This is a genomic window from Paenibacillus sp. S28, from assembly GCF_016624415.1.
In the GTDB taxonomy this organism is placed as follows: domain Bacteria; phylum Bacillota; class Bacilli; order Paenibacillales; family Paenibacillaceae; genus Paenibacillus_AQ; species Paenibacillus_AQ favisporus.
Map to the genome: position 1 here is coordinate 37820 of NZ_JACVTM010000016.1, position 25906 is coordinate 63725.

A 25906-nucleotide genomic window follows, 5' to 3' on the forward strand; every position below is an offset into this window, starting at 1 on the left:
TCAGCATCTAAGGTCTATCAGTCGTTGGAACTCGGGGCATGATATCCCACTTGTTCCAAAAACATAGATAAGGAATGGGAAGCGTTATCCCATTCCTTATCTATGTTTTTGACATGCATCTGTATGCGGGAAATACCGGTCTCATGCCTTTTTGGCAACCACCAGCACCTTGCCCAGATCCAGTTCTTTTTCATAAAATTGAGCCTCAGCCTCCGTGAAGCCCAGCGAAGTGATTTTGGCCCGGAGCTCGTCTCCGCGTGAACGGAACAGATTAGCAAGAGCATCAAACATGCCTTCTTCTTTAATGCCAACCTCACTTGCCCCTGCCGTGTCCGCAATCCGGTCGGTCCGGTCGCCGTCATGGGCCAGTACGAAAATATCATCGTACACATAACCTGCGCTGCGCAGCTGATTGACTTCTTCCACCGCTTGGACGCCGTTTTCCACAACTTTCGCAAATGATTTGGTATTGGTTGATGAATTCATCGTTCTCACTCTCCTATTCTTTGTTGATCCCGTACATGTTCTAATTAACCTCTGCGGGTATAGTTGAAACGCCGATTCCAGGAAAAGGCGGGCTATTCACTCGCTTGGTCAAAAAAGTCGACTCCCGCGAGCCTTCCCGTTTCCGGATCCGTGTAAACCTTGACGGCATGGTGTCCGCGAAGGTAGACGTCACCATCCTCCGCACGGAACTGCGGCTGCCCTAAAGCATCGGCAACCCGGTATTTGCTTAAAGGGATCCAGGAACCGTTGATTTGCATCTTCCCTGCAGCCGCTCCCACATGAACGTAGTCCACGATGCCGTCGCAGAGCACGACCGCCGCATCCTGGTAGACGTAAGCCGAGCAGCCGGTGAACGGATCGGGCGTCACTTTCAGCGGCTTGCCCTTGTGGGCGAGGACCTCCTGCTTGGTATCGTTCAGGGAAACCCCGTTCATCGTATCAAACGCGCTAAAGCGATCAGGGGTTTGCTGGACGGCCTGCTGGACAGTCTGGACATTCGCCGTATGGCCCGGGTCAGGCTGGGCAGCGGACACGAAGGACAAGGGTGACAGCATTCCAAGCAGCAGCGTAATCATTTTCAACATGATTCTCATCCTTTCTGTTGTCAATGGATCCAGCCTGAGCCATAGGTCCTACCGGCGCAGCCTCTGCCAGACCGTCGCGGCGGTGTCGATCCATTTCACCACGTTAGCCGCAGGCTTGGCCTTTGCTCCCGTTTCATATACAGCCGAATAGGACTCAATCGTGCGCTCTTCCGGCGTCGACGCGGAGGCAAGCATGTGCCGCGGACGGGACTCTACCTGGTGCTTAGGCTGCTTGAACTTGTGAATCAAGGTTGTGGAAGCCTGTTTCGCAGCCAGGGTTAACTCGCTGAGCACTTCACCCAAGTTTTTCACCGAATTCATGACCGGATCAATCTGTTTCATCTTATGCTCGACATCCGCCGTAATATCGTTGGCGTGCCGGACGATTTGCTTGATCTCATAGCTGAGTTCGTCGATCGTCTGCTGAACCTCCTGCAGGGTTTGCGTCGTCTTCTCGAGCGAACTTTTCGCGGCCAGCAGCGTTTTAATGAGATAAACGACCAGGACCGCAAAAGCGACCGCGATTAACGCGACACTAAGCGACATAATCATGTGCATAACCTCTCTTTCTTGTCTCTTCAAGACGCCTTACATGCTTCCTATAAGGCTCGCTTAAGCGTTAGTTACCCTATCGCCCAAATGACGAAACAGCGCCGTTTTTTACCAAAGGCAGGGCTTGTTTCATTCCCCTTGGGCCCGGTTAAGTATGACTACGAGGGTGAACGGGACCCGCTGGTTTATCCGGCGTATGTCCGGTCATTTATCGCCCAAACTCTACAAGAAAGAAAGGTGAGCAAGATGTTGAAATGGTCGATTATCTTCTTAATTATTGCGATCGTCGCCGGAATCTTCGGATTCTTCGGAATCGTATCTGCGGCGGCTACGATTGCCAAGGTGCTGTTCTTCATTTTCCTGGTTCTCTTTATCATCTCCCTGTTTACCGGCCGCAGCCGAACGCCTTAACGGTATAAGGGCAGCTGGTACGAGAAGACGAACAAGCCCAAAGAGATAAGAAAAAGGTTAGAATGAGCGAAAAAACCAAGCGGTCCTTCGGATAGAAGGCGCTTGGTTTTTTTAATGCCCGCAATCTTTTGTTTCATTAAAAGAGCGACGGCAGATCCAGCCAGTTCAGCTTGAACGTCAGCTTGACACCGTTATCCAAGAACTGAACATCGTCCACTCTAAGGATGTCCGGCAAGTGCTCCTTGAGCGGCACGGAAAGGGTGCCTAGCCCCCAGGTCTCCGCCGGGACGCGGATCGACTTGATCCTCGTGGATTCATGCTTCAGCACAATGACGCTGCCGTCGGCATCCATCGTGAAGGTCAGCTCAGCACCAAAAGGTATAAACTCCCACTTGCCGTTAATATCCGCCGTAACCTCCTGCCCATGGAACTGGAACTCGGCTCCGGTAACGGTCACCTGCGGGGGCATATCACCCATGTGCTTGATGAGCTCTTTCTTGGCCAGCTCATTCAATTCCTCGTTGTTCAGCGTAATTTCCGGTTTCTTCGTCTTCAGCATCTGCATCGCTTTATCCTGGATATTCAGATCCGTATAGTTCAAATTCAGCTTGCGGTCCGGAGCGATGTACCAGATCAGCACGCCGGCGGCGATAATGACCACGACGATGATCGTTATCATGAACCGAAACAAAAACTTCCCTAGGCGCATGTCCGCCCCCTTTCTGCCGAAAAGGCAAATATACTCCACCATTCGGCGCATTTCTAAAGTTTTATTTTTGGCCTACTTCAAAAGCAGGCAGCCGGGATTTTTGGTACCATCCTCCCTGACGCTTCTACCATATTTATGGTAAACTAAAACAATCTTTTTTTCTACGATCTACTAGATAACTTGGTTCAATTGTCTGTCAGAGGGTTATTTGGATAGTGTAGAAGCATACTATTCCAAGGAGGAACAAAGTCTATGAAAAAAATCATCACTATTGCAGCAGCACTCGGATTAATGGCTTCCATGGGAACCGCAGCGTTCGCGGACAGCGCATCCACAACGTCCACAACGAACAGTACTCCGTCCACCACGACTTCGGTCACAGGCTCGTCAGAGACCGTTGCCGAACCTACCAAGCTGGTACCTGAGCCGATCATTTCGGCAGGAGAAGAAGTAACAACGCCTACGGTGCCTCTCATCCTGACGGTAAATACACCGTTTTACTTTGAGCCCGGCGGTAAAGTCGCAAGCGTCCTTGCTCCGCAAGTCGTGAACACCACGGGCAACCGCGTTGGATCGCTTCTCGGCGAGTGGGTGGAAGTTTACACGTGGCTCGGAACGGCTTGGATTCTCGTAAAATAAGACATCCTAAAAGCAACATGCCAGTACTAGAAAGAACTAAGGGTTTTACTAACGGGTGTCGGCGTCATTTAGTTCCTTCTACATAGAATATCATCAAACCTTCCGTTCAGCGAAGCCTTTGCGGGGGACAACAAAGGACCGGAGAATTCTCCGGTCCTTTGCATTTACGCGGCCTTTATTTCAGTACGCTGCCTCCATACAGAAATCTCAGCTTCCAAGAGTTGCTGAAATCCGATACCGTAACGCCGCCGGCCTGATTGGAGTAGGTATGCAGCAGCTTGCCGTCACCCAGATACACCGCCACATGGGTAATCCGCTGGCTGGACTTATCAACGCCTTGATAGGCGGAAGCGCTGGATCCGCGGTAACTCATAAAGAACACGAGATCTCCCCGCTTCAGCTGGTCCGTGCTGTATACGGCTCCGCTGTTTTCCTTCACCCAGGAGCCCTGCTGTCTGGAATCTGCCGGAAGCACAACGCCTGCAGCCTCTTTGAAGATTTGGCGGGTAAAATCCGAACAGTCGAACGTAGTCGTCGTATTCCGGTTGGAACCAAACTCGTAAGGGGTTCCCAGATACTTCATGCCGGTCTGGATCACCTTTTCGATCATGGCATTCGCATTTTCCGCGGAGACAGGTGGTGCCGCTTCAGAGGATCCGGTACTCGGCTGGGATGCCGAACCGGTGCCCTTAACGGCTATGTATTTTTCGCGGGTGCTGACGTAGCCAATTTTGCCCGACGAAGTTTTCACTTTATAATAATAAGCCGAGCTTTTCTCCAAAATCTGCACGGTCTCTCCTTTTTTTACATAACCGAGCACGTTGCTGGACAGGGAAGGCTTGTCCCGAAGATTCACCGAAGTCTGGATAACGCCGACCTGGCCCTGTGCCTGAACCTGGCTGGATGCCGACGCCGCTTGAGCCTCATGTCCGGTCGGGATGATGACGGCTGCAGAAATGGCAGCGGATAATAGCAGGCATCCGAGTAAGCTTTTCTTGATGTTAATCATTTCATTCCTCCTTGAGATGTCTGAGTCGCTTGTAGAAACCGGGGAACACCGGCCCGCTTAGCGCTTGCTCTCATTATAGGCAGGAGGATCGAGAAACCGCATGGCCCTTTTTACACAAATAAACACTCCAAATGTTGGTATAAAACAGGTCTATGGTCTTAAATACGCCTGGTCCCTGGAAATTGCTGAACATTAAGGAAATACCTGCAGCGCCCAAAAAGTAGAACAAGGCCGGCCCTGTTCAGAGCCAGCCTTGTTCATCCATGTTTCCACCAGACGGAACTTTACACGATCATTCCTCTGCAGAATCCTTCAGATCCTTCCCGCTATCCGTCCCGCCTTGATCCGGAAGGTCATTTCCGATTGGAGCAGCAGCGCGGACGACCTGGACCGTGGCCATCGTTCTGCCTCCCTTATATTGGGCAGTGATCTGGGTCAAGCCCGGCTTATGACCGATCAGATTTCCTTCCCCGTCCACTTCGGCGACGTCCGGATGACTGCTGCTGAATTGAACCTTCTTGGTAATATCCGATCTCGTCTGTGTCGAATAGTCATACAAAAAAACCTTGATATCCAGCGTCGAACCTTCCGAAAGCGAGTATTGGGACGAATCCAGCTCGAGATAGCCGTTCAGGGGATCATACTCGCCCGTATCTTCCGGCAGTACAGTTACGTTCAATCTTGCTGTGTAGCCCTCGTAAGATGCTTCCATATAGGTGTCCCCCGGCTCCCTTCCCGTGATTCGGCCTAATGCGTCGACCTCGGCAATCGCAGCGTCCCCCGAAACGTAGACTGCGGCGTTGGACAAATCGCTTCTGGTTCCGTCGTCATAAACCGCTTGCAGCACAGTGGAGACGCTTGAACCTGTTTTCAGTTTCTTTTCCTTTTCCAAAAATGCGATGCCTGTCATCGTTCGCTCAACAGGCGGCTGGTCCGCCGGCGGCGTGAGCTTCATCAGCTGAAATTTCGCGCTGTCTCCCCGCTGCACGGTTCCCGGGAATATATAACCTCCGTCCGGAGTTCCCGATGCGGTACCGACCCAGTAGATCGGAGGTCCCTTGAACAATTCCCTGCTGACAAACTCTCCGTTCCGATCAACGCTTAAGACGCCGTATTGATGCTTCCACTCTGAGCTCCAGTCCAAGTATGTAACATGTTCTCCCAGCATCGCATAGCCCTCTTCCGTCCGGATCAGACGATTGAAATTCTGGGAATTGGCACCATCCGGATATGTCTTCTCCCATTGCACCTGTCCGGTCAGATCCGTCTTGGTAAGTACCGGCACGCCGTTGCCGTTAACGGATTTACGGCTCAAGATCATATAGCCCCCGTCCTCGGCCGGAATGACCGAGTAGGCTGTCCAGCCGCTGCGCGGCTCGACCGTTTGCTTCGACCACACCTCTTTGCCTTGATCATCGATCTTCATCACCAGCATCGCATCATGTTCTCTCGATTCATATTCCACCATACCTGCGTGGCCGACAGCGATGTAACCCCCGTCGCTCGCGGGAATCAGATCGGTTAAATAGTCGCTGCCCGAAAAACTGTATTGCTTGTACCACAGCGTATTCCCGCTTCGATCGATCTTTGTGATATAAGCTCTGTCATAAGCAACCCAGTGGACGATCCCGCTTCCGGCGATCAAAAAGTTGCCGTCCTCCGTCTCGACGATGGCTTTCGGGTTTTGATCATACCCCTGTACATCCTGGACCTTCTGCCACACCACATTCCCCGATGCATCCAGCCTGATCAGGAACAGCTGCCGAATCGGCTCGAACTCTTCAGCTGTGTTCCCCGCGATCAGGTAACCCCCGTCCTTTGTCTCAATGGCCCGGTATGCCGTACTGGACCCCCAGTCATAATAAGCCAGCTTCTGCTCCCATTCCACCTGCCCTTCTCCATCTAGCTTTACGACATAGGCCTTTTGATACTGATCATAGATACCGCCCAAGGCTAAATAGCCGCCGTCCGACGTAGGGATGACCCCCTCCCCGCTGGATCGGCTTCCGTAATCCCTGGACCATTCAATCGTCGACCGCGTCGATTCGGCAGCCGCATGGCTGAATCCGGGCCACAGCCCAACCATCACCAGCAATCCGGCAGTGCAAGCAGTCCATAATCGCCACAACGTTCTGTTCACAGCCTCACTCCTTCCCATCGTAAGCATGATTTGACGCAGGAATTTGTAAAATCCCTCCATCTATGTCATTATTCACTGAATTTCTCCAACTGGATATCCCACAAACCTCATAATTACCTGCTACGTTGGAACCGTTTTCCAGTTTTTGTTTTCACGCTTCGTCAGACCCATAGCTGTGACCATTTCTCCGAAAGGCAGCGGGCGGACGCAAAAACAGCCACAATGCTTATGCATTGTGGCTGTTAGCTGAAGCTTATCAAGTACACGGGAGCTTTTCAAAGGAACCGGCCTTCACAAGCTTTTCTCCCGAGGCTCCACATGGACGTGGACGTTCATAATATTATGAATTCTCTTCATCCGCTCTTCGATCTTGTCGCTGATGGCATGCCCTTCGATCAGGCTGAGGGTGGGGTCAACCACGATGACGACATCGACCAGGACATGATTGCCGTGAACCCTGGCCTTCACATCGTTGATGCCTTCAACGCCGGGGGTTTTGGCAATGGTGCCCCGCAGATCGCGGAGTTCCTCCTGATCGAACCCGTCAGTCAACCGGTAGGTGGAATCGCGGAAAATATCCCAGGCCGTCTTGCAGATCAGCAAACCCACGGCAAATGCCGCCACCACATCCAGCCATGGAAGGCCGAACTGTGCTCCGACAATCCCGACCGCCGCCCCGATACTGACCAGCGCGTCGGACAGATTGTCTTTGGCGGCCGCCATCAAGGCCTGGCTCTTAATCTCCTTGGCCAGCTTTCTATTATATAGATAGACGAACATCATACATACAGCGCAGACAGCCGCCACGCCGGCCGACCATAAATCCGGCGAAGCTTCTTTGCCCATAAACAGGGATTTGACCGCCTCCACCAGCACCTGAATACCGACCATGCCCATAATAAACGAAGCGATCAGCGATGCTACCGTCTCCGCCCGGAAATGACCGTACGGATGGTCTGAGTCCGGCGGTTTCTGCGATATCCGCAGGCCGATCAGCACGGCGGCCGATGCCACGATATCGGTCAGATTGTTAAACCCGTCTGCAAGCAGGGCGCTGGACGCAAAGAAGTAACCGCCGACCAGCTTGCCCGCGGAGAGGATCAAATACGCCGCGATGCTGATCCAGGCGCCGCGTTCCCCTTTTCGGATATCTTCATAGATATGATCCAAGTTCGTTGGCCCCTTTTCACCGTTTCATGCCCAAAGGCACTTTTTTATCCTAGCAAACGAAAGTCGTGTGGGTCTAGAGAAACATAGTTGCTTATGTTCAAGAGGTTTTGTCTCTCCCATCTCTTGTGGGGAGCCGCAAAAACAGCTAGAATAAGGACACAACCCCAAAGGGAGGAACCCTACCCATGACGGATAATCAGGACGCCAAAAAGGTCAATTTGGCCGACGCCATCCGCGCGAAGCTAGAGCAGAAGAAGCAGCAGAACAAGGGCGGCAAGCCCGGCGGCTTCCAAAGCAATGCCCCGCACACGATGAAGAGCCAAAACACGAAAAAGCCCAACAATCAGCGCCGCCGCACCGGCGGGTCCTAAACAAGCCACGGGCTTTACGGACAACACAGAAAAGCTGCCACCCCCGCTTAAGGGAATGGCAGCTTTTTTTTCATGGCTTGAAGTGTTAAACTTCCTGCGGATACATCTGCTCGCGCAGCGCCTTGATTTCATCGTTTTCCAGATACTCGTCGTACGTCATGACTTTGTCAATGATGCCGTTTGGCGTAATTTCGATGATCCGGTTGGCGATCGTCTGAATGAACTGATGGTCATGCGACGTGAACAGGATCGTTCCGTCGAAGTCGATCAGCCCGTTGTTCAGCGCGGTGATGGACTCGAGGTCCAAGTGGTTCGTCGGCTCGTCGAGGAGCAGCACGTTCGCGCCGTTCAGCATCATCTTGGCCAGCATACAGCGCACCTTCTCTCCCCCGGAGAGAACGCTCGCCTTCTTCAGCGCTTCTTCGCCGGAGAACAGCATCCGGCCCAGGAAGCCGCGCAGGAACGTCTCGTCCTGATCCTTGGAGAATTGGCGAAGCCATTCCACCAGGTTCAGGTCCACCCCGTCAAAATATTCGGAGTTGTCTTTTGGGAAGTACGCCTGTGTCGTCGTAACGCCCCAGGAGAACTCGCCCGCGTCCGGCTCCGCCTTGCCCATCAGCACTTCGAACAGCATCGACTTCGGCAGTCCGTTCGGGCCGACAAAAGCGATCTTGTCGCCTTTGTTTACGACGAAGCTCAGCTCATCCAGTACCTTCTCGCCTTCAACCGTCTTCGTGAGGCGGTCTACCGTCAGCAATTGCTTGCCTGCTTCACGCTCCGGCTTGAAATGAAGGAACGGATATTTCCGGTTGGAAGGCCGGATATCGTCCAGCGTAATTTTATCCAGCTGCTTCTTCCGGGAAGTCGCCTGCTTGGATTTGGAAGCATTCGCGGAGAACCGCTGAATAAATGCCTGCAGCTCCTTGATCTTCTCTTCCTTCTTCTTGTTGGACTCGCGCTGGAGCTCCAGCGCCAATTTACTGGATTCGTACCAGAAGTCATAGTTACCCACGTACAGCTGGATTTTGCCGAAGTCGATATCCGCGATATGCGTACATACCTTGTTCAGGAAGTGACGGTCATGGGATACGACGATGACAGTGCCTTCGTAGTCCATCAGGAAGTTTTCGAGCCACTGAATCGATTCGAGGTCCAAGTGGTTGGTAGGCTCGTCGAGCAGCAGATTGTTCGGACGGCCGAACAGGGCCTGTGCCAGCAGGACGCGGACCTTCTCGTTGCCGGAGAGCTCCACCATCTTCTTGTCATGCAGCTCGCGCGGAATGCCAAGGCCGATCAGGAGCGCGGCCGCGTCAGGCTCGGCGTCCCATCCGTTCAGTTCGGCGAATTCGCCTTCAAGTTCACCCGCACGAAGTCCGTCTTCCTCGGAAAAGTCCGCTTTCGCATACAGCGCATCCTTTTCCTTCATAATGGTATACAGACGGCTGTGACCCATGATGACGGTTTCCAAAACCGGATACTCGTCGTATTCAAAATGGTTCTGCTTCAGCACCGCAAGGCGTTCGCCCGGTGTCATGTGAACCTCGCCCTGGTTCGGCTCGATTTCGCCGGAGAGGATCTTGAGGAACGTCGATTTGCCGGCTCCGTTGGCGCCGATCAAACCGTAGCAGTTGCCTGGCGTAAATTTTATATTTACATCTTCAAAAAGTGCGCGTTTTCCGTAACGGAGTGTCACGCCGCTTGTACTGATCATGAAGTATTACCATTCCTTTCGCTAGTAGGCTTCAGCACATTATAGCATAAATCAACGTGCGTTCGAAGCCCATTTCATAATAGAAGGAACAAAGTATAGCCCACGGATTCGGCCGAGCCCGGGTATTCCTTCCCTTACCCGGACGTTTGTCCTATCATTGCCTATCTCTATCAATATAAACGTTTTTATCTATTTCTATTCCCGCTCGCGCTAAGAGATAATCGAAGGGATCCCAAAATGGAAGGATGGAGGGCGTTGTCCAAACCGCTCGAATTCACCATGGTGTAAGGGTCTATGCAAAAACACCGGAAAGAAGCCGCCCGGCGGCCTTTCCGGTGTTTCGTATGGATTGGATTCATTGATGTATCCAATTCTGGTGCGGCATCCGGAACTACCTCCGCTCCGGGTGGATCGTCAGCGTCTCCCCGTAATGCATCACTTTAATCCGCTCCTCACTCAGACCGAGCCGGACCCGCTCCGCCTCCATCCGGTCCAGTGCCTCCCGGGCCGTATCGTCGGCCAGACGGAACGTGCCGTAATGCATCGGAATCATCATATCGGCCCCAACATCCAGAAAAGCCTGCAGTGCCTCTTCAGGATTGACGTGCTGCGACGTCATAAACCACTCAGGCTCATAGGCCCCGATCGGCATCAGCGCCACGTGCAGGTTGAAGCGCCTGCCAATCTCTTTGAAGCCGGCAAAATACCCGCTGTCCCCCGCGAAATAGACGTTGGGCGGCAGCATCCTGGTACCGTCTTCCGCTCCGGCGTTACCGGCTTCCCCTGTCTCATGCGGCTCCAGCACAAAGCCGCCCCAGTGCGAGGTGTTGGTGTCAAACGGCGTGCGGCGCGTCCAGTGCTGCGTCGGGACGAAGCTGATCTTCACCTGGCCGATGACTACATGCTCCCACCACTTCAGCTCCCGGCAATTGTGGAACCCTTTGCGGACCATCTTCGCGCGGAGACCGACCGGAACGATCAGCGTCGTGCCCGCCCGGTACAGCTTCCGGATGGAAGCCATGTGCATATGGTCATAGTGGGAGTGCGATATGAGAATGATGTCCACCGGCGGCACATCTTCGATCAGGAGGCCGGGCGCACCGAGGCGCCGCTCAAAGCCCATTCTTTTGGCCCAGACCGGGTCCGTCAAAATGTTGAGGCCCTCATACTGGATGAAAAAAGTGGAGTGACCGATCCAGGTAATCGACGTATCCTGCCGGTTGCCGTGCAAATACTCCAGATCCGGCGGCATATTCGGAATTTGGAAGCTGTAGTCCTTTTTCTTCTGCCGCCGCTCCTGGCGCCACTGCCTGAACTGCTTCAACGTTTTATCCGTACTGACATTATCCATGTTATTGTAACGGATCTTCGGCAAGAGTCCCCCTCCTTCCCGGGTGTAATCGCTGTTTATTCCATTTTACCCGATCCGAAACCCTGTGTACCACAAGAGCTGACGCTCGAATGCATCGCTCTTTCGCAAGATCGCTTGCCGCTAAGTCTATGAATTATTCGTCATGCAGGTCGGAGTAATGAATAACGTACAGCGCCAAAAGCATCATAGTCACGACGACAATCAGCATCGGCGCGAAATAAATGGTGAATATCACGCGGCAGTACAGCTCCTTCTATGCAGCTTGGTAACCTCTTAGTCATTGTCGTCCTTCCATCCGTTTTCTATCCGCGGCAAAAGGTTTATGTTTGGGGGCAAAGTGAGGTAAACTGTAGTTTAGATAGATGGATTCATCTATATAGGAATGAGTTGTATCATTTTTTTCAATAGTAAAAGTTATTGAAGAAGAAGGAGGTCTTTATCTGTGAAGATCAAATTTATCGAGCCAACGCCGAGTCCGAACTCTATGAAGCTGCACCTGGATGAGAGTTTGGAGCCCGGTATCCGCAAAACATATACGCTTGACAATGAACGCTCCGCCCCGGCATGGATCCGGGAGATGCTGCATATCCAAGGGGTCAAGAGCGTGTTCCATACCCTTGACTTTGTCGCCTTGGAACGCCAGGGCAGCGCGGACTGGTCCGCCATCCTCGGCGAAGTGCAGGAGCGGTTCGGCCAGGAGGGCCTGACAAGCCAGTTCACGGAAGAAGACGCGGAAGCCGGCAGCCACTACGGCGAGGCAGAAGTGTTCGTGCAGTTTTTCCGGGGCATCCCGATGCAGATCCGCGTGAAATCGGGCACTCAGGAGGTTCGCCGGGCGCTGTCCGACCGCTTCACGAAAGCCGTAATGGAAGTCACCGCGGCGACGATGATCAAGGAGCGCAAGCTGAAGGATTACGGCGTCCGCTACGGGGAGCTGGAGGATATCGCCGGTGAGGTCGAGCAGGAGCTTGAAGCGGCGTTTCCCGAGGATCGGCTGAAGCAGGTCATCGAGCAGGCGATCGCCCATGGCGCCAGCGAGAGCGAGTTTGAAGAGGAGCGGCGCGAGCTGAGCGACGCCGAGCTCGCCGAGGCGATGCAGAGCGCCGACTGGAAGGTTCGCTATGCCGCCCTGGACGGCATGCAGCCGACCGAGGAGCGGCTGCCGATCATCCGTCAGGCGCTGCATGACGAGAAGATGCAGACCCGCCGCCTGGCGGTCGTCTACCTCGGCGATCTGCGCACGCCGGAAGCGATGGAGCTGCTGTACGAGGCGCTGAAGGACAGCTCGCCGACCGTTCGCCGGACGGCGGGCGACACGCTGTCCGACATCGGCGACCCGGCGGCCACGCCGGCGATGCAGGCGACGCTGAAGGACAGCAGCAAGATCGTCCGCTGGCGCGCCGCCCGCTTCCTGTACGAAGTGGGGACGGAAGAAGCGCGCGATGCCCTGGAAGAGGCGGTGAACGATCCCGAGTTCGAAGTGAGCCTGCAGGCGCGGATGGCCTTGGAACGCATCGAATCCGGCGAGCAGGCCGCAGGCACCGTATGGCAGCAAATGGCCAAGCGGAGCCGCTCCTGAAGGCTGCAGGGAACGGCTATTCCGGAGTTCCAGCTTTAACCATTGCCTTTTCCCGGCGTAATACGTTACTATGTTACGTGTTCAATACATCAATACAAGGAAATATGTAAAAGATAACCTCATCCGTCCAAGGTGAGGTAGAGGTTGCGGAAGCGATGAGTAGCTGTTCCGAGGCGTAAGAGCCGCCGGTGACGGACAGTGAAGGGCGCCTTCCGCCGAAGTGTGCGAACCCGCTCTATGGTTGGCATGCTGGGTCTGTTCTCCGAAAGGGACAGAACTGTCGCGGTGTTCCTTCCTCCTGCAGGAAGATGAAGACGCCGTGATGAGCTATCTTTCATGGAAGCACGGGTGCGGAAGCCATAGCGTCATTTATCGGGACCGCGGGTACTTCATACCTGGGGTCCCTTTTGGTTGTTCCCCTTCCACTCCATGAAGTCATATTCATATTTGAAGGGATGATTTCTTTTTATGCGTTTAAAAACACCGGCAACGGCACTCAAACAGAGCCTGAAATCCCGGCACATGACGATGATCGCCCTCGGCGGCTCTATCGGCACCGGGCTCTTTCTGGCCAGCGGCAGCGCCATCTCCTCTTCCGGACCGGGCGGAGCGATTCTGGCCTATGCCGCCGTCGGCCTGATGGTATATTTTCTGATGACGAGCCTGGGGGAAATGGCTACCTACATGCCGGATTCCGGCTCGTTCAGCACCTACGGCACCCGCTTCGTCAGCCCGGCCTTCGGATTTGCCGTCGGCTGGAACTTCTGGTACAACTGGGCGATCACAATCGCAGCCGAGCTGTCCGCGGCGACGGTCATTATCAAATATTGGTTTCCGGACTCTCCCTCCTTTTTGTGGAGTCTGCTGTTTCTCGCTATCATGTTTGCCCTCAATATTCTATCAGCTAAGGGCTACGGCGAATCCGAATACTGGTTTGCCATTATTAAAATCGCGGTCGTCATTATTTTCCTGATTGTCGGCATTCTGATGATCTTCGGGATCATGGGGGGCAAGCCGGTCGGCTTCGAGAACTTCAACCTGGGCGGCAGCTCCTTCCATGGCGGATTCTTTGCTTTCGTCGGCGTCTTTATGGCGGCGGGCTTCTCCTTCCAAGGGACCGAGCTGATCGGGGTGGCCGCAGGGGAGAGCGAAAATCCTCGCCAGAACGTGCCGCGCGCTATCAAGCAGGTATTTTGGCGGATCCTGATCTTCTACATTTTGGCGATCATCGTCATCGGCTTCCTGATTCCTTATACGAATCCGAACCTGCTGAAGACCGATCTGAACAATATCGGCGTCAGTCCGTTCACCCTCGTATTCCAAAAGGCGGGTCTGGCTTTCGCAGCGTCCGTCATGAACGCGGTCATTCTGAGCTCCGTGCTGTCGGCGGGCAACTCCGGCATGTACGCCTCCACCCGTGTGCTGTACGCCATGGCCAAGGACGGCCTGGCACCTAAATTTCTGAGCCGGCTGAACAGCCGCGGCGTTCCCGTATACGCGCTCCTGATCACCACGGCGATCGGTATGCTGGCGTTTCTGGCCTCCCTGTTCGGCGACGGAGTCGTGTACAACTGGCTGCTGAACGCCTCCGGCATGTGCGGCTTTATTAACTGGCTCGGCATCGCTGTCTGCCACTACCGTTTCCGGCGGGCTTTCCTCGCCCAGGGACATTCCCTGGACGAGCTGCCCTACCGGGCGCGCTGGTTCCCGTTCGGACCGATCTTTGCCTTTATCTTGTGCATCATCGCGATCCTGGGGCAAAATACCGGAGCGTTTACCGGCAGCAAAATCGACTGGTACGGCATTCTCGTGACGTACGTCAGCATTCCGCTGTTCCTGGCCGTATGGTTCGGCTACAAGTGGAAAAAGAAGACCAAGCTGACCCCGCTGGAGCAATGCGACCTGACCACCCACGACCCGCGGTGATATAAAAAGGAGACTCACAGATGAACATGTGAGTCTCCTTTTTTATGTGCTGATGGCTTTCGAGGCAATGACCTTAGTGGAGGTCGGCAGAAGCGCTAAGTAAGAATCAGGCTATTTTGGGGACCATTACTGGGGTAAAACTTCAATACTCTCATCCATCGACAGATCAGGATCTATGTAAAAAAAGTAGATCTTGCCGCCCTTCCTAATCGAAGAGGTGGGTTCTTTAATGTTTCCGTCAATACTGAACTTCACAGATTGGTATTCATCTTTGTAATCACTTACGGATCCGCCCCATACGGGTATTACTTTACCGGTGTAATCTTTATATATAGGTTGGAAACTTTTTAATAAAGAAATATTAGGCGAGCTCTTAGAAATCGAAACATCTTTCGAATAATAATACTTCGACCACAGTTTCCCGTTCCTTTGCAAGGTCATTATTCCAGCAGGTTCCCCTTTATCCGTTATAAAATAATGACGAAAACTAAAACTATCCGCAGATATGGCCACATTGTTTTTTGTGATTCCAGCACGCAAAAGAATCCCGGAGGGAATATTTTCCGAGTAAAAGATTCCAAGTAAAAACACGATTCCCATGATAACAATACCTGTTATTATGGTGAATTTTATTCTCTGCCTAGTCATAATTCACCAAATCCTTTAAAAGTCAAAGTGCAAACCATTTTGGATCATTCATGATTGTATTCCAAATACCAGATGGCCAAAAAAAACCCTCCTGCCAAGCTTCTGGGCTTAGCAGTGAGGGGGATTTCTGCTGCTCCGACGGCCTTTTGCCCGCCAATACACGCTTTGCCTATTTCCAAGTGACGTAAATTCTCAAATCCTCCGTCTCATCCAGCGGGCTTTGCGTGTATGAGATCGAGCTCACCCCAAGCCGGTACAAATCCTGCAGGGCGCCGAGCAGCTGCTCCTTGTTCCCGTGGAACCGGAAGAGCAGCGAGTGCCCTCCCGCGGCGACCACCGGTTTGGCCTTGGCGCTGAGCTGGGCGGATGTCGATACGATCTCCGCCGGATCATACAGCTGGTATTCGAGCTGTTCCTGCAGCTTCTTGTAAAACGCCAGATGGCTTCCCCTCTGCCGGATCAGGCCGGACAGCGTGTCGCGATACAAGGTCACGGCAGCAGGATAGGTTTTGGTCCATGCATGGTCCATCCTCATCTGCGCGTCCGTGCGCAGGTAATAGCCCGTACCGACCTCGCCGGCCTTGTCCGGAGCGGGATCATCCCAGGTCGTGTCCAAGTGGTACCATTTGCCGTCAAGAAGCACCAGATTCCAGGCATGCAGCTGACTCACGCCCGTATCCCTCGGAGCGGCGGTGCCTTCCACAATTTTATTCGGAATTCCGGCTTCCTTCAGCATCTTGTACGTCAGCAGCGAATACCCCTGGCAGACCGTGCTGCCCGAGCTGAGTCCATCATAAGCGGTGTATTTCTGAAGGGTCATATCGTATTTCAAATGGAGTATCACCCAGTCATGGATCGCCTTGATCTTCTCATGATCGTTCATGCCGGGCCGGATCAGGCTGCCGAGTACCGCCTTCACCCGCTGGTCGACGTAAGCCGTCTGCGCGGCCGTTTCCCGGTAGCGGAGCTGCACACTCACCGTGGCCGATTTCGAGCTGCCGCTGTAGGAGTAGCCATAGCTTTCGATCGTGTAATTGATGTAGGGATCGCTCTCCAGCGCCTGTTCGAGGGCGCTCTTCAGCTGGCTCTTGAGGGCTGACGTCTTGCCCTGGTACACAAACTGAATCTTCTCCAGGCGCTGATTCATGGCGGCCAGCAGCTTCGCCTGAATCCCGTCCACGGTCGTGACCACATTCGCCGGAGAGGTTGCGGCCGCATATACCCTTTGCCAATCAATGCTCGGGGAAACGGCGGCGGCAACCACCGTTCCAAAGAGCAGCACCGAGACGAGCGAGAAGCGCTTTACAATCATATGGCCCCCTCCCTTCCTGACCATCATGCCGGTCCACACCTTTACCGCTTTGCTTTTGTCATCCCATGGCCGAACGAGCCCACCCGTACATGAAAATGGCCCTTCCAAATGACTCTATTCCAGCTATGGGCAAGTTATGACACAACCGCTTGTATGCTGCTTTGTGAACGGCCATCTGCGGCGGCTTGTGACCGGCTAACGAACGATTCCATGCAGCACACCTGCTGCCTCCTGCTGGCTTAAAGCACCTCTTGCCGCTCCATTACTTGTCCGTTTCTGTTCGGGCAGCCGCCTGCACAAATGCCGTAGCCCGTTCCCGGACGGCCTCGACATTTCCCGACTCCAGCTCCGCCTTCGGCAGCAGCGAGCTGCCGATCCCGACCGCGCACGCCCCTGCTTCGAAATAATCGGCAATATTGCCGATCGTCACCCCGCCTGTAGCCATCAGGGGTATATGATTCAGCGGCGCACGGATCTCTTTCAAATAGCCGATTCCGAGGCTGCCCATCGGGAACAGCTTCACTGCGCTGGCACCGGCCTCATAAGCGGCCACAATCTCTGTCGGCGTCATGGCGCCAGGCCATACGTCGATGCCCTGCTCCAAAGCAAAGGAAATGACGGCTTGATCGATATTGGGCGAGATCAGAAACTGCGCTCCAGCCTGAACCGCCTCCTTGGCCATGGCCAGGTTCAATACAGTTCCGGCGCCTACATAGGCTCGTCCGTCGTATGCCGAGCGCCAGCCTTCGATCATGTGCAGGGCCCCATCGGTATTCAGCGTAACTTCCATGAGCCGGACGCCTCCGGCAATCAGTCCCTCACCTGCCGTCCTGGCCTGATCCCGGGTGATCCCCCGGACGATCGCAACCATTCTGGCGGACAGCAGTTCTTGCAGTACCTGTGATGTATGCATGCGTTTCATTCCTTCCGAATCTATTTTTCTAAGTATATTCGGACTTTACAGGCGTTTTCCTTCCTGGACATGTCAATTCGGCAGGATCTCTCATGCTTCCGTTTTTTTCGTCCTTAGCACAGGATTTGACGAAAAATCGACGTATTTTTCCACCGAATCTACGGAAATGCAGGGCGGGTTTCGTATATAATAGGAATGTTGTATAGAAATGATTGTTTGTGGACGTTGGTAATCCCGATGATTTTACCTTAGGAATGGAGAGATTGTCCGTGACTTACGTGGATATTTCCAATATATCGGTCGAGGTATTCGTGACCGTGCTGCTGTTTCTGCTGATTATCGCCCCGCTGTTCAGCCTGGCCATTCTGCGTTTTTTTCAGGGCCGTCCCAAGGCTGGATTCACGCTCATCGCTACGGGCATTATCATCTACTTCGTGCTGCAGCTGGTCGGGAAGCTGTTCTTTTGACAGCGTTTTTAAATGTAAACAAGCCTAGGGATACCCCAGTGCGGCCCGGATCGCGGCCATTGGCGGTCATCCCTTATTTTTTGCGCCTACGAAAAAAAGGCCGCCCCGAAGGCAGCATCTCTGCTCCAGGGGACGACCTCTATTTCAGCGGTTATAGATAGATTGAACTAAAGTATTGCATTAAACTCCCTGTTATAACGGTCCAATATGGCATATAACTTTGATTTCTTTAGTTCATTCTATATAGTACGGACAGATTATTGTTGATTCAAAAACTTCTCAAACTGGGTTGTGTTCATACCCAGCACGCGGTTCTCACCAATGACAGTCAAAGGAACGGCGCGAACGCCCATGTCCCAGACCTGCTGTGCATACTCATCGTTTTGCTCGATGTTGCGTTCTTCGAACTCGATGCCCTTGTCGGCCAGGTATCCTTTCACCTGACGGCAGTGCGGGCAGTTGGTGCTGGTATATACAATCACTTTATCCATCGCTTTAGGTCACCTCATATTGTGAAAATGTCGTGTATGTCAACAGGCTCTTGCGCCGGCCTGATCGGTCCAAATCATGCATCGATTACAGAGCGACTGCGCTGTGCTCCAGACTTTCAATATACTTCTCGCAATCGATTGCTGCCATACATCCGCTGCCCGCTGCCGTAATGGCCTGTCTGTAGCGGGTGTCCTGAACGTCGCCGCAGGCGAAGACGCCAGGGATGTTCGTTTCGGTCGTTCCCGGCTGCACAACGATGTAGCCGTTCTCGTCGAGCGTAATTTGGCCGCCCAAAAATCCGGTATTCGGGTGATGACCGATGGCAACGAACACGCCGCTTGCTTCGAGCAGTTCCTCTTCACCTGTCTCGTTGTTCAGCACTTTGAGGCCTTTCACACCGCGCTCGTCAGCCACAACCTCGAGCGGAGTACGGTTAAGTGCCCATTCTACCTTCTCGTTGGCACGCACGCGGTCCTGCATGATCTTGGAGCCGCGCAGCTCAGTACGGCGGTGTACCAGCGTCACTTTGGACGCAAAGCGTGTCAGGAAGCCGGCTTCTTCGAGCGCGGAGTCGCCGCCGCCGACCACGATAATTTCTTTACCGCGGAAGAAAAATCCGTCGCAGGTCGCGCAGGTACTTACGCCGCGTCCGACATTCTCCTGCTCCCCGGGAATGCCCAGGTATTTGGCGGTAGCACCAGTGGACAGGATCAGCGTCTCGGTTTCGATCTGGCCGATGCCTTCCACGTCAAGCTTGAACGGACGTGCACCCAGTTCTACGTTGTTCACCCAACCCGTGCGGAATTCAGCGCCGAAACGCTCCGCCTGCTTGCGCATATTATCCATCAGTTCCGGTCCCATCACGCCTTCAGGGAATCCCGGAAAGTTCTCAACTTCCGTTGTCGTTGTAAGCTGACCCCCAGGCTGCGGCCCTTCAATAATCAGCGGACTCATATTGGCCCGTGCCAAATAAATCGCTGCCGTCAATCCGGCAGGTCCTGTCCCGATAATTACGGATTTATACATAGGATCTCCCTCCAAGCTTCCTGTTCCCGGGCATCGTCCCTTAGCGGGTTCGTCCGGGATCTATTTATCATTTAATTTAAAATAATTATTATCTGATAATCATTATCATATATTTTTCATAAGATGTCAATAGATTAAGTATACATGCCTTTCACCTGAATTGTGAACAATTTAATTTTTACAAATCGTTTAACAATTTCCTTCCGCGCGAAAAAGGAACCTCCGATTCTCCTTCGGAGGTTCCTTCATATCTGAGCCGTTTCAGTCTCAATCCGTGCTTACCGCAGCAGACGGAGTCCGTTCAAAATGACAAGAATCGTGCTCCCCTCGTGGCCAACCACGCCGAACGGAAGGGCGATGCCGGCGGCAAAGTTGCTGACCATCAGCAGCAAAATCACCGACACGGCGAACACCATGTTCTGCTTGACGATGCGCCGGGCGCGGCGGGCGAGGGTAATCGTTGAGGCAATCTCCTCAATGTTGTCGTTCATCAGAACGACATCCGCCACCTCGAGTGCAGTGCCGCTGCCGTTCATCCCCATACCCATGCCTACGGTGGCCGTAGCCAGTGCTGGCGCGTCATTCACGCCGTCCCCGACCATCACCACGTGGCCATACTGCTCGCGCAGCCGCTTCACATGGTCTACCTTCTCTTCTGGCAGCAAATCGGCAAAGACGTAATCAACCCCGATGCTGCTGCCGATGGCGTTCGCCGTCAGGCTGTGATCGCCTGTCAGCATCGCGACCTTGACGCCGATCGACTGCAGCTGCTTCACGGCCGCGGCCGCCTGTGGGCGGATCACATCGGCGAGTGCGACCAGCCCGGCAATCCGCTCTCCGTCCAGGATCACGGACACGGTTTTGCCAACCTCATTCAGCTCCTGACGCTGCCGGAGCCATGCGGCATGTTCGCCGGACGGGTCGGCCTGATCCAGCATATCCGCCTTCCCGATGCGCCAGCGTCTGCCCTGAACCCAGCCTTCCATGCCCCAGCCGGTCAGCGAGGTGACCGATTCCGCTGAAGGCAGCATCGCTCCCTCCTCCTCGGCTTTCACCACGATGGCTTTAGCCAGCGGATGTTCAGACAGCTGTTCCACGGATGCACAAATGCCCAGAAGTTCCAGGCGATCGTATCCGTCCGCCGGAATGAAATCCGTTACCTGCGGCGTTCCGAGCGTCAGCGTTCCTGTTTTGTCAAAAGCGACCACAGACGTCAGCGCCATGTTCTCTACATGCGCACCGCCCTTGAACAGAATGCCCCGGCGTGCCCGGTTGGAGATAACGGACAGCATCGCCGGCATAATGGAAGACACCAGTGCGCACGGCGAAGCTACCACCAAAAACACCATCGCTTTATAAAAGGAAGTTCCAAAGCTCCAGCCCAGCACAAACGGAGTCACAAAAATGAGGACCAGCGTCGCCGCCACCACGATGCGCGCATAAATGGCTTCAAACCGCTTCATGAAACGCTGCGAATCCGGAACCTCGGTCTCGGCTTCCTCAACAAGCTTTACAATTTTGGCAAAGACGGTGGACTCCGCCGAGCGCGACACCTCCACGTAAAGCACGCCTTCCCCGTTCAACGTTCCGGCAAACACTTCGTCGCCCGCGGCTTTGTCGGCCGGGACCGATTCGCCGGTGATGGACGATTGGTTCACCGAGGAGCTCCCCTTCTGGATGATTCCATCCGCCGGGATCAATTCTCCCGGTTTGACCAGGACCAGGTCGCCGATGGCCAGCTCCCCGATCGGAACGAGCTTCATCTGCCCGTCCTGAATCCGCAGCGCGGTTTCCGGCTTCAGCGCCATCAGCGACGAAATATCCTTTTTGCTTCGTTCGGTAGTATAGCTTTCCAATGCTCCGCTCAGGGCGAAAATAAAGATAAGCATGGCGCCTTCGTTCCAGTAGCCGATGCTTGCGGCACCCAGCGCGGCAGCCACCATCAGCAGGTTGACGTCCAGATCGCGCTCGTGGATCAGCGTTTCGACCCCTTCCTTCGCTTTCAGCCAGCCGCCTGCTGCATAGGACAGATTATACAGCACGATCGATACGAAGGCCGGAGCGGACAGCCAGCTGGCCGCCCAGCCGCCCAGCATAAGCAGTCCGCTCGCCAGCGCCGCCTGCATTTCCGAATTGCGGATCAGCGAGCGTAGATCAAAACGCCCTTTCTTTCCGGGACCTGGGCGGTTCAGATTGGCCTGTCGCTGGATCGATTGAGCAGGAGCATTTCGTATGTTTTCCATGAGTGATCACCTTCCTAATGAGAATGAATAGCATTATTAGTCCCCTTAAAATGGCACATGCTGCTCCGGACTAGCCGGAGCAGCATGGTATGCGGATGGAAACGGAACGCCTCTGACGAACCTTTCTTCCTTCGCGATTGTTGTTTTTAAATGAGAATGATAATCATTTTTGCGTCAATACAATAATTTTGTGTTAAGGAAACTTTTTGTTAATTACAGTATACGCGTCCTCCCATAAAAAGTAAACGGGTATGCTATTTTTTACGAAAAAAAATAGGCTTTAATGAATCCGAAGCAGACCTTCCTGCCCCAGCAATCATTAAGCCTATTGATTATTTATCCTATAAAGTGCCGTCCTACGTTCTTCCCTGCGCAGATCTGCGCCTTTGTTCGTGCTGCCTTTCCAGGAGCTCCCACTGCGCTGCGGCGAGCCGCACGCCCGGCAGCTCGGAGGGAACCGTGCTGACCGCGTTCAGCCCCAAACGATAAACATAAGCGAGATCCGACGGTTTTACCGCCCCGGAGAGGCAGATCCGAATAGCCGGCTTCGTCCGGCGGATGCTGTACACCAGCTCCTCCAGCACGCTGTACGGAATGCCCGCACTGAGCACTTTTCCCCTCTCCTCTTCGCTGACCAGGTATTCCATCAGCCAAGCCCCTTCATGCTTCCCGTTGATTACGATGAAATCCGCGAACCTGGCGATTTCTGCAGCCGCCGTTTCGCGAACATCCCAATCCAGCATCGCTCCGACCCGGTATACTAAGGATCTGCGCTGGTGACAAAGGGTTTCCTCGCCGACCCGATCGATAAAATCATGAATCCTATGAAAAGCCTCCCCGTCCTCCGGATAAGGAACCAGCAGTTTCAGACTGCAGTCGATCCTTTGCATTTGGCAGGACTGGGCGGCCCGAAACAGGGCTTCCAGCTGAATATCCCGGAGCATATCAATGTCCAGCGCCGCGTCGCCTTTCAGCTTACGGTAGTCTTTCAGGCGTCCGGACACGAGAGCCACCGTCAGCGGTGCTCCCTGCAGGCTGTGCAAGAGATTCACCAGATGCCCCTTCCACCGGTTCATCAGCCGCTCCTGAATTTCCCGTTCGCGGCCGTCATCTCCCGGATCCCGATTGAGCCACTCCGCATAAATTTCCTTCAGATGGCCGGTTCTCAGCCACTCTTCTTCCCGAAGCAGCACAAGACCGGCTGCTCCGTCCAGGCGTTCGTTTTGCCGGTACAGGTAAGGAGCTTCCTCCGTATATACCCGCAAACTGCGCATGGAATCACTCCAATCCAACAGCATTTCCGGGGTCGTGCCCTCCTCTGGCTTGGACCGGTATTCCTCCGCTTCCTGAAGGATTTCCCCAATCCGCTCGGAATCCGCGGACAGAAGCGCCTTCTCCCTTGTAATCGAGCCGATGGATGCAAGCTCTACCAGGGATGCGATCTCGGGAAGGGAGCCTGCCCTTGCGTAGTCTCCGGCATCTTCCAAGTGGGGGGCATCTGATTCCTGGCGGCCGTTCTCCTCTTCCCTGCCGGAACGCCGGTCACGAGCGCTCCCGCCCATTTGTCCGCATGCCGGCTGGTGAACCGCTTCCACACCGCAAGGTGCGGGGCAGGAGCCGAATTGGCAGAAGCTGTTCTGACACCGTTCACCCTTCATTTTTGGCTGTCCACCCTCTCTTCAGAGATAAATGAGCTTCCACTTGCGTAAATTGCTATACAGAATGAACTCAAGAAATTCATGTTGAAAGACTTGGATAAGCCGTTACAATGAGGGTTTTCATTCGAAACTTGAGTTCAATCTATATACCCTACAGAATATTAGCCGAAAGGGCGAAATATACGGAATTTGCGCGGTTTCCCAAGGAAAGCCTGCGGGCGGAGAGCCCCCATTGGGCAAGCTTACGATTCACAACACAAAAAGCCGCCTCAAACGAGGCGGCTGATCAGGATAAGGACGGGATTTAACTTCTATAGCATTGTATAGCTTTGGATGGCTTAAGCTTGCTGGCTGGCCTCAATGGCCTGCTCCAGATCGTGCAAAATATCGTCAATCGCTTCCGTACCGATCGACAGCCGCAGCATTTCCGGGTTCACCCCGGCGGCCACCTGCTCCTCTTCCGACAGCTGCTGGTGCGTGGTGCTGGCCGGGTGGATGATCAGCGACTTCGAATCGCCGACATTGGCCAAGTGGGAGAACAGCTTCACGTTCTCGATCACCTTGCGGCCTGCTTCCGTGCCGCCCTTGATACCGAACGTCAGAATCGCTCCCTGTCCCTTCGGCAGGTACTTCTTCGCCAGCTCATGCGAAGGATGGCTTGCGAGCCCGGGGTAACTGACCCACTCTACCGCATCGTGGCTTTCCAGGAACTGCGCGACTTTCAGCGCATTTTCGCTGTGCCGCTCCATCCGCAGGTGCAGCGTTTCCAGACCTTGAAGCAGCAGCCACGAGTTGAACGGGGAGATTGCCGATCCCAAATCCCGGAGCAGCTGTACGCGCGCCTTGATAATGTAGGCAATCGGGCCGACGGCTTCCGTATACACGACGCCGTGGTAGCTTGGATCCGGCTCGGTCAGCCCCGGGAACTTGCCGCTGGCCGCCCAGTCAAACTTGCCGCTGTCGACGATTACGCCGCCGATGGACGTGCCGTGGCCGCCGATGAACTTCGTTGCCGAGTGAACGACGACGTCGGCACCGTGCTCGATCGGACGCAGCAGATAAGGGCTCGGGAATGTATTGTCCACGATCAGCGGAATGCCGTTCTCATGGGCGATGGCGGCAACGGCTTCCACATCAAGCACGTCCCCTTTCGGGTTGCCAATCGTTTCGGCGTACAGCGCTTTCGTCTTATCCGTAATGGCTGCGCGGAAATTTTCCGGGTTGCTGGCATCGACAAAGTGCACTTTAATGCCAAGCTTCGCTAGCGTATTGGCAAATAAATTATAGGTTCCGCCGTACAGTGTAGAGGACGAGACGATCTCATCCCCGGCACCGGCAATATTCAGGATGGAGAAGGTGATCGCCGCCTGCCCGGAGGAAACCGCCAACGCTCCGGCACCGCCTTCCAGGGCTGCAACGCGCTGCTCAAATACGTCGGTGGTCGGGTTCATAATGCGGGTATAAATGTTGCCGAACTCCTTCAGAGCAAACAGGTTGGCGGCATGATCGCTGTCCTTGAATCCGTAAGACGTCGTTTGATAGAGCGGCACGGCACGCGAAAAAGTCGCAGGATCGATTTCCTGGCCTGCATGGACGGCGAGCGTTTCAATGGATAATGGGCGTTTCTCGGACATAGGTGGATCCTCCTTCATGTGACTGTGGAAAATGATTCCACACGCGAATTTTTTCATATTTTCTCATACTTTGTGAGGTTTGAAAAGAAGGAAATTATTATAAATCCGATAAAATTTATTGGAATTATATGTCCGAGAACGTGAGACCTAAACGCAGCGCATGGACGGGCCGATCAAGAAAATCCAAATTTCAGCAAAAGTCCGGAAGATCAAATCCCGATCAGATCGGATATAAACGAGCCCATCAGCAGGACGGCCATTACCGCAGCAGCCCATACCGCTTTGGCAGGAAAGGCGCTGCCGGCGATTTCCGGCGCGTTACCTGCCCTTAATCGAACTGACCGATAATACATGACGGCACCCACGGCAATAAGAAGAACCTCCAAAGCTCCGCTGATGAAAGGCCATTTCCATAAGCCGAACCCCATCAAAGGCAATGAGCCCAGATTTCCCGGCAGAATCGGCATGTCACTCCGGTGCACCAGCAGATCGAGCAGCCAGTGGCTGAAGACCACGCCGCCGATAACCCCTGCACTTCGCTTTCCCCACAGCTTCCAGGCTCCGAGCCCGGCAAGCAGGGCGATGATCAGCGCACTGACCAGCGAATGCGTATAGTCTGCATGGATAACGGCTCCACCGTATCCTCCACCATCCGTTTCCACGGTTGTCTCAATTCCGGTAAGCAGCAGCGGCACAAAAATAACGTCGAGCAATTGCGTGCCCAGCATGATCGCCCACAGCGGAGTTTTGGGACTTGCGGCTTTGGCCGCTGCGGCGAGTCCAAAATGGCCTGCGAACATCTTACTTCCCCTCCTTTTTCGTCGTCCGGCCGA

24 protein-coding genes and 1 riboswitch are annotated in these 25906 nt (G+C 54.1%); of the genes, 6 read left to right on the forward strand and 18 right to left on the reverse strand.

Features of this window, described 5'->3' with window-relative positions:
* Positions 1–141 precede the first annotated feature (141 nt).
* The 3 genes from IAE55_RS27430 to IAE55_RS27440 all read right to left on the reverse strand — a co-directional run bounded on the left by IAE55_RS27430 (position 142) and on the right by IAE55_RS27440 (position 1643).
* Positions 142–486: a general stress protein gene (locus IAE55_RS27430; protein WP_076176109.1), complete on the reverse strand. Its 345-nt coding sequence runs from the start codon at positions 484–486 to the stop codon at positions 142–144.
* Between the two features lie 92 nt (positions 487–578).
* Positions 579–1091, reverse strand: a complete 513-nt coding sequence (locus tag IAE55_RS27435; protein ID WP_200634411.1) for a hypothetical protein — start codon at positions 1089–1091, stop codon at positions 579–581.
* A gap of 48 nt (positions 1092–1139) precedes the next feature.
* Positions 1140–1643: a DUF948 domain-containing protein gene (locus tag IAE55_RS27440; protein ID WP_145029836.1), complete on the reverse strand. Its 504-nt coding sequence runs from the start codon at positions 1641–1643 to the stop codon at positions 1140–1142.
* 246 nt (positions 1644–1889) lie between these two features.
* Here IAE55_RS27440 and IAE55_RS27445 point away from each other — a divergent pair, with 246 nt between their 5' ends.
* Entirely contained in the window at positions 1890–2054 is a 165-nt protein-coding gene (locus IAE55_RS27445) for a DUF1328 domain-containing protein (RefSeq protein ID WP_076176112.1), read from the forward strand.
* A gap of 136 nt (positions 2055–2190) precedes the next feature.
* Here IAE55_RS27445 and IAE55_RS27450 read toward each other — a convergent pair whose 3' ends face one another.
* Entirely contained in the window at positions 2191–2763 is a 573-nt protein-coding gene (locus tag IAE55_RS27450) for a hypothetical protein (protein ID WP_200634412.1), read from the reverse strand.
* A gap of 252 nt (positions 2764–3015) precedes the next feature.
* Between IAE55_RS27450 and IAE55_RS27455 the strand changes: the two genes are divergently transcribed.
* Positions 3016–3402 carry a hypothetical protein gene (locus IAE55_RS27455; protein ID WP_105445294.1) on the forward strand — a complete coding sequence of 129 codons (387 nt, stop codon included), beginning with the start codon at positions 3016–3018 and terminating at the stop codon, positions 3400–3402.
* Positions 3403–3577: 175 nt separating this feature from the next.
* Here the strand turns inward: IAE55_RS27455 and IAE55_RS27460 are convergent, their stop codons facing one another.
* The 3 genes from IAE55_RS27460 to IAE55_RS27470 all read right to left on the reverse strand — a co-directional run bounded on the left by IAE55_RS27460 (position 3578) and on the right by IAE55_RS27470 (position 7721).
* On the reverse strand, positions 3578–4411 hold the full coding sequence (locus IAE55_RS27460; RefSeq protein ID WP_145165005.1) for a C40 family peptidase: 834 nt from the start codon (positions 4409–4411) through the stop codon (positions 3578–3580).
* 292 nt (positions 4412–4703) lie between these two features.
* Positions 4704–6551, reverse strand: coding sequence for an Ig-like domain-containing protein (locus tag IAE55_RS34300; RefSeq protein ID WP_200634413.1), 1848 nt, complete (start codon positions 6549–6551; stop codon positions 4704–4706).
* Between the two features lie 291 nt (positions 6552–6842).
* On the reverse strand, positions 6843–7721 hold the full coding sequence (locus IAE55_RS27470; RefSeq protein ID WP_145949856.1) for a cation diffusion facilitator family transporter: 879 nt from the start codon (positions 7719–7721) through the stop codon (positions 6843–6845).
* A 185-nt stretch (positions 7722–7906) separates the two neighbouring features.
* Here IAE55_RS27470 and IAE55_RS27475 point away from each other — a divergent pair, with 185 nt between their 5' ends.
* On the forward strand, positions 7907–8092 hold the full coding sequence (locus IAE55_RS27475) for a hypothetical protein (RefSeq protein ID WP_105445298.1): 186 nt from the start codon (positions 7907–7909) through the stop codon (positions 8090–8092).
* An 85-nt stretch (positions 8093–8177) separates the two neighbouring features.
* Here the strand turns inward: IAE55_RS27475 and IAE55_RS27480 are convergent, their stop codons facing one another.
* The gene (locus IAE55_RS27480; protein WP_076176130.1) at positions 8178–9803 is read right to left on the reverse strand and encodes an ABC-F family ATP-binding cassette domain-containing protein; all 1626 of its coding nucleotides are present in this window, start codon (positions 9801–9803) and stop codon (positions 8178–8180) included.
* Positions 9804–10194: 391 nt separating this feature from the next.
* A complete protein-coding gene (locus tag IAE55_RS27485) occupies positions 10195–11178 on the reverse strand; it encodes an MBL fold metallo-hydrolase (RefSeq protein WP_116234398.1) in 984 nt (327 codons plus the stop codon).
* A gap of 439 nt (positions 11179–11617) precedes the next feature.
* On the opposite strand from IAE55_RS27485, the gene IAE55_RS27490 reads away from it, so the two are divergent.
* Positions 11618–12754, forward strand: a complete 1137-nt coding sequence (locus IAE55_RS27490; RefSeq protein WP_076176134.1) for a virulence factor — start codon at positions 11618–11620, stop codon at positions 12752–12754.
* 130 nt (positions 12755–12884) lie between these two features.
* A riboswitch (Lysine riboswitch) is annotated at positions 12885–13092 on the forward strand.
* Between the two features lie 130 nt (positions 13093–13222).
* Complete coding sequence (locus tag IAE55_RS27495) at positions 13223–14680, forward strand: amino acid permease (protein WP_076176136.1); 1458 nt, start codon at positions 13223–13225, stop codon at positions 14678–14680.
* A 126-nt stretch (positions 14681–14806) separates the two neighbouring features.
* Here the strand turns inward: IAE55_RS27495 and IAE55_RS27500 are convergent, their stop codons facing one another.
* The 3 genes from IAE55_RS27500 to IAE55_RS27510 all read right to left on the reverse strand — a co-directional run bounded on the left by IAE55_RS27500 (position 14807) and on the right by IAE55_RS27510 (position 17553).
* Entirely contained in the window at positions 14807–15328 is a 522-nt protein-coding gene (locus tag IAE55_RS27500) for a hypothetical protein (protein ID WP_200634414.1), read from the reverse strand.
* Positions 15329–15497: 169 nt separating this feature from the next.
* Positions 15498–16640 (reverse strand): transglutaminase domain-containing protein, encoded by a 1143-nt coding sequence (locus IAE55_RS27505; RefSeq protein WP_200634415.1) that lies wholly within the window; start codon positions 16638–16640, stop codon positions 15498–15500.
* A 262-nt stretch (positions 16641–16902) separates the two neighbouring features.
* A complete protein-coding gene (locus IAE55_RS27510; RefSeq protein WP_442793358.1) occupies positions 16903–17553 on the reverse strand; it encodes a bifunctional 4-hydroxy-2-oxoglutarate aldolase/2-dehydro-3-deoxy-phosphogluconate aldolase in 651 nt (216 codons plus the stop codon).
* Positions 17554–17822: 269 nt separating this feature from the next.
* Here IAE55_RS27510 and IAE55_RS27515 point away from each other — a divergent pair, with 269 nt between their 5' ends.
* Positions 17823–18020 (forward strand): hypothetical protein, encoded by a 198-nt coding sequence (locus IAE55_RS27515; protein ID WP_076176143.1) that lies wholly within the window; start codon positions 17823–17825, stop codon positions 18018–18020.
* A 257-nt stretch (positions 18021–18277) separates the two neighbouring features.
* Here IAE55_RS27515 and IAE55_RS27520 read toward each other — a convergent pair whose 3' ends face one another.
* The 6 genes from IAE55_RS27520 to IAE55_RS27545 all read right to left on the reverse strand — a co-directional run bounded on the left by IAE55_RS27520 (position 18278) and on the right by IAE55_RS27545 (position 25873).
* The gene (locus IAE55_RS27520) at positions 18278–18511 is read right to left on the reverse strand and encodes a glutaredoxin family protein (protein ID WP_089549838.1); all 234 of its coding nucleotides are present in this window, start codon (positions 18509–18511) and stop codon (positions 18278–18280) included.
* An 85-nt stretch (positions 18512–18596) separates the two neighbouring features.
* Positions 18597–19538 carry a thioredoxin-disulfide reductase gene (gene trxB, locus IAE55_RS27525; protein WP_105445306.1) on the reverse strand — a complete coding sequence of 314 codons (942 nt, stop codon included), beginning with the start codon at positions 19536–19538 and terminating at the stop codon, positions 18597–18599.
* Between the two features lie 278 nt (positions 19539–19816).
* Positions 19817–21781: a heavy metal translocating P-type ATPase gene (locus tag IAE55_RS27530; RefSeq protein ID WP_200634417.1), complete on the reverse strand. Its 1965-nt coding sequence runs from the start codon at positions 21779–21781 to the stop codon at positions 19817–19819.
* 356 nt (positions 21782–22137) lie between these two features.
* Positions 22138–23439 carry a hypothetical protein gene (locus tag IAE55_RS27535; RefSeq protein WP_200634418.1) on the reverse strand — a complete coding sequence of 434 codons (1302 nt, stop codon included), beginning with the start codon at positions 23437–23439 and terminating at the stop codon, positions 22138–22140.
* A 338-nt stretch (positions 23440–23777) separates the two neighbouring features.
* Positions 23778–25073, reverse strand: coding sequence for a homocysteine synthase (locus IAE55_RS27540; RefSeq protein WP_105445308.1), 1296 nt, complete (start codon positions 25071–25073; stop codon positions 23778–23780).
* Positions 25074–25282: 209 nt separating this feature from the next.
* Positions 25283–25873 carry a permease gene (locus IAE55_RS27545; protein WP_200634419.1) on the reverse strand — a complete coding sequence of 197 codons (591 nt, stop codon included), beginning with the start codon at positions 25871–25873 and terminating at the stop codon, positions 25283–25285.
* Positions 25874–25906 lie beyond the last annotated feature (33 nt).